Below are 13,095 nucleotides of genomic sequence, written 5' to 3' on the forward strand. Positions count from 1 at the left end.
CCATCGAAGGGCTCAGGCATGGGCATCAGGTGGGGACGCTCGTGCTCGAGCATCTCGGCCACGCTGAACTGGCTGTGCTCGGGGTGGCGCACCTCGCTCCACAGTGCTCGGCATCGCTCCGCCAGCCAGGCATTGAGTTCGACGAAGGAGCCGAAGCGGCGCCGGGCTGCGTCGATCCAGATGCGCCGACGACTGTCCTGCACGTTCTTCTCCACACGCCCCTTCTCCCAGCCTGAGGCGACGTTGCAGAAGTCGGGGTCGTACAGGTAGTGCGCACACATCACCGAGAAGCGTGCGTTGACGGTACGGCCTTTGCCCTTGTGGACCTTGTCAACAGCGGTGCGCATGTTGTCGTAGATGCCGCGTCGAGCCACGCCACCCAGCGCTGCAAACGACCTCGTGTGGGCGTCGAACAGCATCTCGTGACCTTGGCTCGGGTACGCCACCAGCCAGAACGCACGGCTCGCGCACAGCTTCAGGTGCGACACCTGCATGCGGTAGTAGATGCCGCCGACGACCAGGCCTTCTTCGCTCCAATCGAACTGGAAGGCCTCGCCGAGCTCGAAGGTCAGTGGAACGAACGCGGTGACGTTGACTGCCTGTCCCTCGCCCTGGCGCCACGCTCGAACGAAGTCAGTGACGGCCGAGTAACCGCCGTCGTAGCCCGCCGCCTTGATCTCGATGTGCAGCGCACGTGCCGTGCGCCTCTCGTGCTTGGCCCGTCGCGCATCGGCCGTCAATGCCTGCTTCAGCGCCGCCTCAAATGCACTCAACTTGTTCGGTCGCGTTTCGCGCCGATACTTCGGTGCCTCGGAAACCGGTGCCCGCAGCCACTTCGACACCGTGTTGCGCGACAGCCCCGTCATGCGCGCTATCTCGCGCTCCGACAGCTTGTCCCTCACGTGCAGCCGTCGGATCCTGCCAATCATGTCCATGGTGATCACTCCTCGAACCCCGCTGCTTAAATAAACAGCAGGGTAGGTTGAACACCTGGCTCACTTTTACTTCGGCACTACCTACAAAACTGGCTCAGTTTCCGGTCGGCGCCAACAAAACGGTCAACACCGCTGTACAAACTTCACGAACCATCTGGGGTACTCATGACCGACATATCCACGACCAAACTTGCAGAGCCTGTTGATCAGGGGAGACTGGCTTTAGCAACACTGGCAGCCTGTTTTGCGAAAACCTTCAGTGAGTCCGACACACACTTTGCGGATCGCTTCGAGAAGCATCTGGGTGAAGCGTACAACCAACTCAGGGACATGCCTGCTTCAAACACTGGTGCGATGGAGACTTTGAAGTGGACCCGCGAGATGCTGCGCGACAAGTAGCCGATTTGTTGCTGCATGCGGATATGGAGGTAGCCCCATCGAAAAGCATGTTCCTCACTCCTGAGGAGGTGGCGGAATTGACTGGTGTCCGGATCGGACGAAACGGCAAAACCCGCGAGCAATTGCAAATTGCTCAGTTGAAGGCGATGCGTATACCCCACTATGTCAATGCCATCGACAGACCCATTGTTGTGCGAGCCATACTCGAAGGCGGCTCGGACAAACAGTCAAAGCCGCCTGCTCCTGGCTGGGAACCGGGTCTTATGAAGGGCATGGGCTGACAGCACCGCTGGCAGACGCTCTTCGAGAGAGTTGCTGCGCCGGTTGCACTGATCAAAAAAACCACCGCTGAGGATGGGATTGACCTTGCCTGGTGCAAGAGAGTTCAGCTCACGTCCTCGGCGGCGCGGCGTGCCCACAGGATCTGCAATTTCATCCTCAACTTCGCCAACGTAGTCCGGGCCTGACTGCGGGAGCTGGGGCTGTGGGGGGATGGTTGGCGTCTCGGTGCTGGGCGGCAAGTCGCCCGGGGGCAGGGGGTAGGTCTCGGGGACCTTGTGAGCGGGGTGTTCGTTCGGGTCGGTGGCCATGGCGAGCTCCTTGTGGAAAGAGTCCATTGGGACTCTCGCCTGTGTCGGCCGTCGTAGGAGTTCATCCATATAGAACGACCGTCCAGAGCTGGCTTCAGACGGGAGCTAGTTGGTCAAGGTCCGCCAGCGGCATCTCGGTTCCGTCGTGGGCCACAAGAACGCCAGCAGTGGCATCCGATACCTCTATCGGGCTGCCATTGAATTTGCCTTGCTCTGGCTTCGCGCCATCCATTGGTACGCAGCCATAGAGGCGGCACAGGTGCAGGTCGTCGGCCTGGGCTCTGGTCAGAACCAGCTTTTGCGGAAGCGCGGCACCGTGCGCGCGCCAGTGGGCGCGGAATGCGTTTGTCGCGCGGCGGTGGATGTCTGCCATGCCTGGGCGGCAGGGTGGGAGGTCTACGATGTTCTGAGCTGCCATGCGGGGATTCTGTCGCAAAAAAAGCTCGCAATCAGACTGCTAAATCGCGCACCACCTGCTGCGAATGGGGCCACGCAGCACCGTCGAGCAGGCCAAACAAAAAAGACCCCGAGGCTGACGCCTGGAGGTCTTTGTTTGTCATTTGCGGAACGTCACGGCGAACAAACGCGGAACATGCTGCAAATAACATAGCTAAAAAGCTATGGTGCCCGGGGCCGGAATCGAACCGGCACGCCTTGCGGCGGGGGATTTTGAGTCCCCTGCGTCTACCAATTTCACCACCCGGGCTGGAATTCGTGAAGCCCCAAATTATGGCACAGTAGGGCGCATGAAATATCCGACGATTGAAGACGCGGTTGGTAACACACCGCTGGTGGCGCTGCAGCGCATTGGGGCCCAGGACAACACGGCGCGGGGCAATGTGGTGCTGGGCAAGCTGGAGGGCAACAATCCGGCGGGTTCGGTCAAGGACAGGCCCGCGCTGTCGATGATTCGGCGCGCGGAGGAGCGGGGCGACATCCGGCCCGGCGACACGCTCATCGAAGCCACGTCGGGCAACACCGGCATTGCGCTGGCGATGGCAGCGGCCATCAAGGGCTACCGCATGGTGCTGGTGATGCCTGAAGACCTTTCCATCGAGCGCGCGCAAACCATGAAGGCCTTTGGCGCTGAGCTGGTGCTCACGCCCAAGAGCGGTGGCATGGAGCATGCACGCGACTTGGCCGAGGCCATGCAAAAGCGCGGCGAGGGCAAGGTGCTGGACCAGTTCGCCAACCCCGATAACCCGCGCATCCACTACGAGACCACCGGCCCCGAGATCTGGGAGCAGACCGGCGGGCGCATCACGCACTTTGTGAGCGCCATGGGGACCACGGGCACGATCACGGGGGTGTCGCGGTTCCTCAAGGAGAAGAACCCGGCCATCCAGATCATCGGCGCGCAGCCTGAAGAGGGATCGCGCATTCCGGGCATCCGCAAGTGGCCGCAAGAGTACCTGCCCAAGATTTATGACGCGAGCACGGTGGACGAGCTGGTGTACGTGAACCAGGACAGCGCCGAAGACATGTGCCGCCGCCTGGCGCGCGAAGAGGGCATCTTTGCAGGCATCTCGGCCGCAGGCGCGTGCTGGGTGGCGCAGCAGATTGCCGCACGCGACAGCAATGCCACCATCGTGTTTGTGGTGTGCGACCGGGGCGACCGTTACTTGTCTACCGGCGTGTTTCCGGCGTGACGGGTTGCCACCGGCTGCCGGGTTCGAGAATTTGAATCAAATTGGCTGCTAGCGCTTGAAGGGTAAGCGCTAGTAGCTATAAAAATAATAGTATTACCATGCACTACGAAGTCCGCCACTGCACCCACTGCGGTACCGCGCTGCAGCCGATCACCCTGGCCGAAGATGGGGGCGACAAGGAGCGGCTGCGCTGCCCCGCCTGCGGCTGGACGCACTGGAACAACCCCACGCCCGTGCTGGCCGCCATCGTGGAGATCGACGGCAAGGTGCTGCTGGCGCGCAATGCGGCCTGGCCGGGCAAGATGTTTGCGCTGATCACCGGCTTCATGGAGGCGGGCGAGTCGCCCCAGGAGGGCATTGCGCGCGAGGTGAAGGAAGAAACCAACCTCGATGTGCAGTCCACATCGCTCGTGGGGGCCTACGAGTTCCTGCGCATGAACCAGATCATCATTGCCTACCATGTGGTGGCCACGGGGCGGGTCCAACTGTCGCCCGAGCTGGTGGACTACCGGCTGTACGATCTGGCGGACCTCAAATGCTGGCCTGCGGGCACGGGCTACGCGCTGGCGGACTGGTTGCGCACGCGGGGGCATGAGCCCGTGTTTTTTACCGCCGAAGAAAATGCAGAACGGCGGCGTGGCCTGGACGAGCAACCACCGCAGCCGCCAAAGGATTGACGACCATGGACATTCACAAAGAAATCGACACCCGGGGCCTGAACTGCCCCTTGCCCATCCTCAAGGCCAAGAAGGCGCTGTCCGACATGGCCAGCGGCCAGTTGCTGAAGGTGGTGGCCACCGATGGCGGGTCGCTGCGGGATTTTCAGGCGTTTGCCAAACAGACGGGCAACGAGCTGGTGGAGCAGCAGACGGTGGGCGAGGAATACATCCACATCCTGCGCCGTCGTTAGATGTAAAAATAGCTGCCAGCGCTTTCTGGATAAGCGCTGGCAGCTATTAATTTGGAATCGTTTGAGGCGCTTCCAATGTGATTTCGGACTGTGGCTTACAGCGCCAAGGTCTTCAGATATTCCCGGAACTGCGCACCCACCTGCGGGTGCTGCAAGGCCAGTTCCACCGTCGCTTCCAAAAAACCTTCCTTGCTGCCGCAGTCGTAGCGCTTGCCTTCGTATTGAAAGGCGTACACGGCTTCGTGTTGCATCAGGCGGGCGATGCCGTCGGTGAGCTGGATTTCGCCGCCCACGCCGCGTGGCTGGTTGCGGATCTCGTCGAACACGCCGGGCGTGAGGATGTAGCGGCCGGCCACACCCATGCGCGAGGGGGCGACATCGGCCTTGGGCTTTTCGACGATGCGTTCAATGCGGATCAGCGGGCCGCCAGCGGGCTCGCCGGCCACGATGCCGTATTTGTGGACCTGGTCTTCCGGCACTTCCTGCACCGCAATGACCGAGCGGCCTTGCTGGCGGAAGGCGGTGGCCATCTGGGCCAGCACAGGCTGGCCGCCCTGGGGGCCCACCATCAGGTCGTCGGCCAGCAGCACGGCGAACGGCTCCTTGCCCACCAGCGGCTCGGCGCACAACACGGCGTGGCCCAGGCCCAGCGAGCGGGGCTGGCGCACGAACGCGCAGTCCATGTCGTCGGGCTGGATGGAGCGCACCAGCGCCAGCAGTTCCTTCTTGCCGGCGGCTTCGAGTTCGGCCTCCAGCTCATACGCCGTGTCGAAATGGTCTTCGATGGCGCGCTTGCTGCGGCCGGTCACGAAGATCATGTGGCGGATGCCTGCGGCGTAAGCCTCTTCCACGGCGTACTGGATCAGCGGCTTGTCGACCACGGGCAGCATTTCCTTCGGAGACGCCTTGGTGGCGGGCAGAAAACGGGTGCCCAGGCCAGCGACGGGGAAAACGGCTTTGCGGACGGTGGTGGCAACAGTCATGGGGCTCCTTGAAGGCGGGGTTCGGGGTGTTGTGGTCGTCTTGGATATGCAAGTGTCAGGCCAGAGGCTGCCCGGCCGTTCAGCCCAGGCGTGCCAGCTGGTCGCGCAGGCGGGCCAGCGTGGCGCCAAAGTCGGCGATGCGCTTCTTTTCCTGGTCGATCACGGCAGGGGGGGCCTTGGCCACGAACGCTTCGTTGGAGAGCTTGTTGTGGGCCTTGGTGATCTCGCCGTCGATGCGGGCGATTTCCTTGGACAGGCGGGCCTTCTCGGCCACCACGTCGATCTCCATGAACAGGCACATGCGGGCATCGCCCACCACGGCCACGGGCGCAGCCTGGGCGGCGGCAGCCCAAGCGGTTTCGTCGTCAAACACCTTGACTTCGCTGAGCTTGGCCAAGGCCTGCAGCACGGGTGCCACGCCGCGCATGAAGTCGGTGTCGCCCACGGTGTACAGCGGCAGACGGGTGGAGGGCGAGACATTCATCTCGCCGCGTAGCGCGCGGCAGGCGTCCACAAGACCCTTCACACGGCCCATGTGGGCGATGGAAGCCTCGTCGATCTTGGCGGCTTGGGCTTCGGGGTAGCGGGCAATGCTGACCGACTCGCCAGGGATGCCTGCCACGGGCGCCACCGTCTGCCACAGCGCTTCGGTGATGAACGGGATGATCGGGTGGGCTAGGCGCAGGATGGCTTCCAGTGTGCGGATCAGCGTGCGGCGCGTCGCGCGCTGCTCGGCCTCGGTGCCGTTCTGGATCTGCACCTTGGCGATTTCCAGGTACCAGTCGCAGTACTCGTTCCAGACAAAGTCGTAGATCGTGTTGGCCACGTTGTCCAGGCGGTACTCGGCAAAGCCCTTGGCCACTTCGGCCTCGGTCTTTTGCAGCAGCGACGAGATCCAGCGGTCGGCCTGGCTGAAGTGCATGTAGCCGTGGGCAGGGCCGCCGGGCTGGCACTCTTCCTTGGTGTGCTCCTTCAAGCCGCAGTCCTGGCCTTCGCAGTTCATCAGCACAAAGCGGCTGGCGTTCCAGAGCTTGTTGCAGAAGTTGCGGTAGCCCTCGCAGCGCTTGCTGTCGAAGTTGATGCTGCGCCCCAGGCTGGCCAGCGCCGCAAAGGTAAAGCGCAGCGCATCGGCGCCGTAGGCCGGGATTCCCTCGGGAAATTCCTTTTGCGTGTTCTTGCGCACGGTGGGTGCGGTCTCGGGCTTGCGAAGGCCGGTAGTGCGCTTGTCCAGCAGCGGCTCCAGCGAGATGCCGTCGATCAGGTCCACCGGGTCGAGCACGTTGCCTTCGGACTTGCTCATCTTCTTGCCCTGCGCGTCGCGCACCAGGCCGTGGATGTACACGTGCTTGAACGGCACGCGGCCGGTGAAGTGCGTGGTCATCATGATCATCCGGGCGACCCAGAAGAAGATGATGTCGTAGCCCGTCACCAGCACGGTGCTGGGCAGGTACAGGTTGAAGTCGTCGGTGGGCGCGTCGCCTTGTTCAGGCCAGCCCATGGTGCTGAAGGGCACGAGGGCCGACGAGTACCAGGTGTCGAGCACGTCTTCATCGCGGCGCAGCGTCTTGCCGGGCGCCTTGGCCTGGGCCTCGGCTTCCGTGCGGGCCACGATCACGTTGCCGTCTTCGTCGTACCAGGCAGGGATCTGGTGGCCCCACCACAGCTGGCGGCTGATGCACCAGTCCTGGATGTTGTTCATCCACTGGTTGTAGGTGTTCACCCAGTTCTCGGGCACGAAGGTCACCTCGCCCGTGGCCACCGCGTCGATGGCCTTTTGCGCGATGCTCTTGCCGGTGGGGTCCTGGTCGCTCACCTTGCTCATGGCCACGAACCACTGGTCGGTCAGCATGGGCTCGATCACCTGGCCGGTGCGGGTGCAGATCGGCACCATGAGCTTGTGCTTCTTCACCTCGACCAGCGCGCCGATGGCTTCGAGGTCGGCCACCACGGCCTTGCGGGCCACGAAGCGGTCCATCCCCTGGTATTTGGCGGGTGCGTTTTCGTTGATGGTGGCCTGCAGCGTCAGCACCACGATCATCGGCAGCTTGTGGCGCTGGCCCACGGCGTAGTCGTTCTGGTCGTGCGCGGGGGTGACCTTGACCACCCCAGTGCCGAACTCCTTGTCCACGTAGTCATCGGCAATGATGGGGATCTGGCGGTCGCACAGCGGCAGGTTCACCATCTTGCCGATGAGGTGGGTGTAGCGCGCGTCCTCAGGGTGCACCATCAGGGCCACGTCGCCCAGCATGGTCTCAGGCCGGGTGGTGGCCACCGTCAGGCTGCCTGAGCCATCGGCCAACGGGTAGGCGATGTGCCACAGTGAGCCGTCTTTTTCTTCGCTCTCGACTTCCAGGTCGGACACGGCGGACTGCAGCTTCGGGTCCCAGTTCACCAGGCGCTTGCCGCGGTAGATCAGGCCCTGCTCGTACAGCTTCACGAAGGTGTCGGTGACCACCTTGGACAGCTTGTCGTCCATGGTGAAGTATTCACGGCTCCAGTCCACGCTGTCGCCCATGCGGCGCATCTGCGTGGTGATGGTGTTGCCCGACTTTTCCTTCCACTCCCACACCTTGCTCACAAAGTTTTTGCGCGCCTCGGGCGGGGTCGGGCCCATGTCGTAGCGGCTGATGCCTTGTTCTTGCAGCTGGCGCTCCACCACGATCTGCGTGGCGATGCCCGCGTGGTCGGTGCCCGGCACCCACACCGTGTTGAAGCCGCGCATGCGGTGGTAGCGGGTAAGGCTGTCCATGATCGTCTGGTTGAACGCATGGCCCATGTGCAGCGTGCCCGTCACGTTGGGGGGCGGCAACTGGATGGAGAACGCCGGCTCGCCCGCCTGGGCGGCGCCGGTGCCCCGGAAGCCCGCGACGCCGTAGCCACGGCGTTCCCATTCGGGGCCCCAGTGGGCTTCCAGGGCGGCAGGTTCAAAAGACTTGGACAGGCTGTCGAGGCCGGGTTGTGCTTGGGGCGTGCTCATGGGGTTTGGCAGAAGGTGGAGGCAGGCACGGGGCGCGCCTCAACGGTCAAGAGGGTGGACCGGGCATTTTACGGGAGTGCCGACCGGCGTTAGACGTTCTTCCCCTCGCGCTCGCATCCCACCCACATCCCGCCTGTCGGGCATTTCTCGCCAATTGTTACCTTGTCGCTGGACCGGCCCGCTGTGGCGTCTTGATAATCCCGCCCGGTGGAGCGAGAGAGAGCCCCTGGAGAGGAGGGGCGTGGCTCCATGCGTTTATCCGGGTCAAAAAACACAGGACTTCCGCAAATCGGGATGCAACAACAGCCACCTCGCCTTGAGGTGAGCCGCTTGCCTGAGCCTTGTTTTGCGCAAGTCATGAAACATACAACCAATCGGTCCCATTCATGAATCTTCAATCCGCACTCCGCGTGGGCCTGGCCAAGGTCTTTGTCTATGCGCTGCTGGCGCTTTTCCTCATCCCTGCGGTGACCTATGGGTTCACCCTCTACGCCCAGTACGACCAGGACGCGAGCTTTGTGGCCGGTATCAGCCAGCGCATCGATGCCGAAAAGGGCATGCCGCCCGCCGAGAAGCAGGCGCGCAAGGACTACTACCGCAGCAACCCACCCTCCACCATTTGCGACAACTCTTCGCCCGAGGCGCAGGACTACCGCGAAGCCCTGTGCGAACGCTATTCCGACGTGTGGCAGTTCCACATGGCACGCCTGGTGTCGTTCTGGACCCTGGTGGCCGGTGGCGTGCTGCTGCTGGCCGTGCTGGGCCTGGGCGCCCTGGCCTTTGCCGACCGCACGCTGCAGTACACCAGCTTTGTGACCGGCTGGCGATTGACCACCTATGCCAGCGCCGCCGCGCTGCTGGTGCAAGGGGCGATGGCAGTGTGGCTGTCGTTCTGGGTGACGGCATTCTTCTTTCACAAGTATTCGCCCAAGCTCGTGCTTCTCGTGGGTTTTGTGGTGTTGGCGGGCGTGCTGGTGGCGGTGAGGGGCATCTTCAAACGGGTGGAGTCCAGCAACCAGGCCGTGGGCGAACTGGTGTCCGAAGACGATGCCCCCCAGCTGTGGAAGCGCATCCGCCACATGGCCCAGCGCCTCAAGACCGAGCCGCCCCAGCACATCGTGGCCGGCATCGACGCCAATTTTTTCGTGACAGAGGCGCCGCTCACAGTGGGCAACCAGACGCTCACAGGCCGCACGCTGTTTGTCAGCCTGCCCCTGCTGCGCATCCTGGACCAGGCCGAAGCCGATGCCGTGTTCGGCCATGAACTAGCCCACCTGCGTGGCGGCGATACCCAGAGCAGCGCCCGGCTGGGCCCCAAGCTCGTGCAATACGACCACTACCGGCACGCCATGCGCACGGGCGGGCTCACGGTCATGGTCTCGCCGCTGCTGGACCTGTATCGGATGATCTTTGAGATCGCGCTGGCGCGCGACAGCCGCGAGCGTGAGTTCAAGGCCGACCGGCTGGCCGCCAAGCTCATTTCGCCTGCGGCCATTGCGCAGTCGCTGGTGAAGATCGCGGCCTACGCGCAGTACCGCTACAAGATTGAGACTGAGCTGTTTGGCCGCAATGAGCGGCACGACGACACCACGCTGGGCATTGCCCGCTTTGTGGCCCAGGGGCTGGCACCCTATGCGGCCTCCGATGATTTTCTGGACGCCATGAAAACGGCCAATGTGCCGCACCCCTTTGACACGCACCCCGCGATGCCAGAGCGCCTGCGCAACGTGGGCATGGCGCTGAAAGAGCAGGACTACGGCGCCATCGCCGTGCGTGCGCCTGCCGCCACCTGGGTGCAGGAGATCCTGACGGCCGATGCGATCGAGCAGCACCTGTGGAGCGACTACGAGCAGCAGTTCGCGCAAGACCACGAGCGCAGCCTTGCCTACCGCTACGAGCCCGCCACCGATGAAGAGCGCGCACTGGTGCTGCGCTACTTTCCACCCGTGGTGTTTGCGCTCAAGGGGGACAACACCGTAGAGGTCAGCATCGAGGGCATCCGCACGAGCGCCGACGAGACCACCGTGTTCTGGGATGCGGTGAAGGCGCTCGAATACAAAGAGAGCAGCTTTGGCAACGCGTTGATCGTGACCCACCCCGAGAAAAATGCCCTGGGCCTGGGCGCCAAGACCAGCAAGATCAAACTGGCTGGCCTGAAGAAGGAAAAAGACTCCTTCAACGCCACGGTGGGCCACTACTGGCAGCGCCACCAGATCATGCGGGCACAACAGCAACAGGAAGCATGATCCGCACGAGGGAGGTGCCTGGCCATCTCCCCTGCGTCTGAGGGTGAGGCTGCTTCTGTATTGATAGCTAAAAAATCAATACAGAAAAGCGCTGGGGGCTATTTTTTCAATTCTTTGGCGGATTGGCACCCGACAATTTCACGCCAGCCTCTTTGCCGGGAACCCCGTGGCCCCCGACGCAGGTTCTTACGGCTGCGCAAACTCCGGCCGATCATTCTGCTGCGGCTTGAGCGGCTCTACCGCCTTGCCTTCGGCGCGCTCCTTGCGCCACTGCTGCTTGCGCGCCGTCCACTCGTTCAGGCGGGCGTGGGCCACGGTGCTGTCCTTGGCCATCTGTGCTTCGTCGGCCAGCTGGGCCGACAGTTCGAGCCGGATGCCGTTCGGGTCGAAGAAATAGATGCTGTGGAAGATGTGGTGGTCCGTCACACCCAGCACCTCGATGCCGTGGGCCTCCAGGCGCTTCTTGGTGTTCTCCAGCTCTTGCACGGTGTCCACGCGGAAAGCAATGTGGTTGACCCACAGCGGAGTGTTGGGCGAAGGCTCGGCCTTCACGTCGTCGCCCAGGTCGAAGAAGGCGATGAACGAACCGTCCCGCAGGCGAAAGAAGAAGTGTGTGTAAGGGCAGTATTCACCCGTGCTGGGCACGTAGTCGCTCTGGATGATGTGGTACAGCGGCAGGCCCAGGATGTCCTCATAGAACTGGCGCGTTTCCTCGGCGTCACGCGCCTTGTAGGCGTAGTGGTGCAACTGCTGGATGGCGGCCGGCGGGGGAAGCGTGGCCAGGTCAGGGTTCTTCAGGACAGCGTTCATGCAGAGTCTCCTCGAATTGGTTTTGCAATTCTACTATTCGTAATTGATTTACGTTAAGTTAATTTTTGACTATCTGTGACATGCGCTGCATCCGCAGGGGACGCAACGGACTGCCAAAGAAAAAGCCACCTGCAGCATCGCTGCTGCGGGTGGCTTCTGGCACTGGGGGGCAGGGGCGCTGAGCACCCCTGCTGCCTTTGCGCTGTGCGGCTTTACTGCTTCACGGCTTCGATCTGCACCACGAGGCGCACGTTCTTGGGGAAGCCCCATTCCACGCCGTAGTTCATGCCCCACTGGGTGCGGTCGATGGTCGTTTCAAAGTCGCCGCCGCACACTTCGCGCTTGAGCATGGGGCTGTCGTAGCAGTTGAACTGCGTGGCCTTCAGCGTCACGGGGGCGGTCTTGCCCAGCAGCGTGAGCTGGCCGGTCACTTCGCTGACCTTGTCGCCGTTGAAGCTGAACTTGTCGGACACGAACTTGATGGTGGGGTGCTTGGCGGCATCGAACAGGTCGGCGCTTTGCAGGTGCTTGTCGAACGGAGGCGTGCCCGAGTTCACCGAAGTGGTGTCGATGGTGATGTCCACCTTGCCATTCTTGGCTGCGCGGTCAAATTCCACCGTGCCTTGCTTCTTGTCGAAGCGGGCGCGGTTGGTGGTGGCGCCGAAGTGGCCAATCTCGAACGTCACAAAGGTGTGTGTGGGGTCGATGGCGTAGTTGGCGGCCTGGGCGGCACCGGCGGTCATGGCGGTGGCAGCGGCCACGGCGAGCAGGGAGAACAGGGACTTGCGCATGGGTGAATACTCCTGAATAGAGACGACAGAGGAAAAAACGCGGAACGAAACCGAAAACAAAAACGAATGAAACGCTGGTGGGCGGGGACTCGGGTGCTAAAGCTTGGCCACCCCAGTCAGCGCGAGCTTGAACTTGACCGTCACGTCGTCGGCCACCATCGAGGTATCGGCCCACTCGTTCTCGCCGATCTTGAACGCCAGGCGCTTGATGGGCAGCGTGCCGGTGGCCGTGGTGGTGGCGCCGCTCTGGACGAGGGCCACTGGCACGACCACGTTCTGCGCGTTGCCCTTGATGGTGAGCTTGCCAGCCACTTCAAACTTGCCGCCACCCAGCGCCTTGATGCTGGACGATTCGAACTGCGCCTGCGGAAACTTGGGCACGTTGAACCAGGTGGGCTTGGGCAGCTCGGCATCGGTCTCGCGCGATCCCAGCGTGGCGCTGCCGGTATCGACCGTGAGCGCGATCTTGCTCGTTGCCAGCTTGGCCGGGTCAAACGCCACCTGGGCGCTGAACGTCTTGAAGTGGCCGTCCAGCGGCACACCCATCTGGCGCGCGGTGAACTGCACTTCGCTTTGGGCGGGCACCAGCTGTTGCTGGGCCAGGGCGGCCTGGGCGCCCATGGCAAGGGCGGCGCCCAGCACGATGCGGGATAGGGTGGAAGAAGACAGGTTCATTCGAAAACTCCGTTCAAAAGACAGAAAAGAGAAGGTGGGGCGGTCGGCTGGTGCATGACAGGTGCGCATCCGCCAGTGCACCCGTGGAACCGGCTTTGCCGGGCCACCGGGTGCGTCCCCCTCCCGCAGG

13 protein-coding genes and 1 tRNA gene are annotated in these 13,095 nt (G+C 62.9%); 6 read left to right on the plus strand and 8 right to left on the minus strand.

Annotated features, from left to right (window positions below; genetic code table 11):
• Positions 1-935, minus strand: a 935-nt coding sequence (istA, locus tag IB243_RS24280; RefSeq protein WP_192429747.1) for an IS21 family transposase, incomplete at its 3' end; no start/stop codon positions are given.
• 165 nt (positions 936-1,100) lie between these two features.
• Here istA and IB243_RS24285 point away from each other — a divergent pair.
• Together IB243_RS24285 and IB243_RS24290 are read left to right on the plus strand one after the other, a co-directional pair.
• On the plus strand, positions 1,101-1,334 hold the full coding sequence (locus IB243_RS24285) for a hypothetical protein (protein WP_192429748.1): 234 nt from the start codon (positions 1,101-1,103) through the stop codon (positions 1,332-1,334).
• A 47-nt stretch (positions 1,335-1,381) separates the two neighbouring features.
• The gene (locus tag IB243_RS24290) at positions 1,382-1,615 is read left to right on the plus strand and encodes a DUF4224 domain-containing protein (RefSeq protein ID WP_225585309.1); all 234 of its coding nucleotides are present in this window, start codon (positions 1,382-1,384) and stop codon (positions 1,613-1,615) included.
• Between the two features lie 403 nt (positions 1,616-2,018).
• Here IB243_RS24290 and IB243_RS24295 read toward each other — a convergent pair whose 3' ends face one another.
• Both IB243_RS24295 and IB243_RS24300 read right to left on the minus strand, forming a co-directional pair.
• A complete protein-coding gene (locus IB243_RS24295; protein ID WP_192429750.1) occupies positions 2,019-2,297 on the minus strand; it encodes a hypothetical protein in 279 nt (92 codons plus the stop codon).
• 248 nt (positions 2,298-2,545) lie between these two features.
• Positions 2,546-2,630 (minus strand) — tRNA-Leu (locus IB243_RS24300).
• A 40-nt stretch (positions 2,631-2,670) separates the two neighbouring features.
• Between IB243_RS24300 and cysM the strand changes: the two genes are divergently transcribed.
• The 3 genes from cysM (at position 2,671) to IB243_RS24315 (ending at position 4,483) form a co-directional block, all read left to right on the plus strand.
• The gene (gene cysM, locus IB243_RS24305) at positions 2,671-3,573 is read left to right on the plus strand and encodes a cysteine synthase CysM (protein ID WP_057225410.1); all 903 of its coding nucleotides are present in this window, start codon (positions 2,671-2,673) and stop codon (positions 3,571-3,573) included.
• Between the two features lie 98 nt (positions 3,574-3,671).
• Positions 3,672-4,250 (plus strand): NUDIX domain-containing protein, encoded by a 579-nt coding sequence (locus IB243_RS24310; protein WP_057225412.1) that lies wholly within the window; start codon positions 3,672-3,674, stop codon positions 4,248-4,250.
• A gap of 5 nt (positions 4,251-4,255) precedes the next feature.
• Entirely contained in the window at positions 4,256-4,483 is a 228-nt protein-coding gene (locus tag IB243_RS24315; protein ID WP_010459874.1) for a sulfurtransferase TusA family protein, read from the plus strand.
• Positions 4,484-4,578: 95 nt separating this feature from the next.
• Here the strand turns inward: IB243_RS24315 and galU are convergent, their stop codons facing one another.
• The gene (galU, locus tag IB243_RS24320) at positions 4,579-5,466 is read right to left on the minus strand and encodes a UTP--glucose-1-phosphate uridylyltransferase GalU (protein ID WP_010459873.1); all 888 of its coding nucleotides are present in this window, start codon (positions 5,464-5,466) and stop codon (positions 4,579-4,581) included.
• 79 nt (positions 5,467-5,545) lie between these two features.
• Positions 5,546-8,443 carry a valine--tRNA ligase gene (locus IB243_RS24325; protein ID WP_192429751.1) on the minus strand — a complete coding sequence of 966 codons (2,898 nt, stop codon included), beginning with the start codon at positions 8,441-8,443 and terminating at the stop codon, positions 5,546-5,548.
• A gap of 386 nt (positions 8,444-8,829) precedes the next feature.
• Here IB243_RS24325 and IB243_RS24330 point away from each other — a divergent pair, with 386 nt between their 5' ends.
• Positions 8,830-10,689 carry a M48 family metallopeptidase gene (locus IB243_RS24330; RefSeq protein WP_192429752.1) on the plus strand — a complete coding sequence of 620 codons (1,860 nt, stop codon included), beginning with the start codon at positions 8,830-8,832 and terminating at the stop codon, positions 10,687-10,689.
• A 186-nt stretch (positions 10,690-10,875) separates the two neighbouring features.
• On the opposite strand, the gene IB243_RS24335 is transcribed toward IB243_RS24330, so the two are convergent.
• The 3 genes from IB243_RS24335 to IB243_RS24345 all read right to left on the minus strand — a co-directional run bounded on the left by IB243_RS24335 (position 10,876) and on the right by IB243_RS24345 (position 12,965).
• Positions 10,876-11,499, minus strand: a complete 624-nt coding sequence (locus tag IB243_RS24335; RefSeq protein WP_010459870.1) for a VOC family protein — start codon at positions 11,497-11,499, stop codon at positions 10,876-10,878.
• A gap of 212 nt (positions 11,500-11,711) precedes the next feature.
• Positions 11,712-12,290, minus strand: a complete 579-nt coding sequence (locus tag IB243_RS24340) for a YceI family protein (protein ID WP_057225426.1) — start codon at positions 12,288-12,290, stop codon at positions 11,712-11,714.
• Between the two features lie 96 nt (positions 12,291-12,386).
• Positions 12,387-12,965, minus strand: a complete 579-nt coding sequence (locus IB243_RS24345) for a YceI family protein (RefSeq protein WP_057272907.1) — start codon at positions 12,963-12,965, stop codon at positions 12,387-12,389.
• Positions 12,966-13,095: the final 130 nt, after the last annotated feature.

Origin of the sequence: Acidovorax sp. ACV01 (assembly GCF_014851495.1) — a bacterium.
Taxonomy (GTDB): Bacteria; Pseudomonadota; Gammaproteobacteria; order Burkholderiales; family Burkholderiaceae_C; genus Acidovorax; species Acidovorax radicis.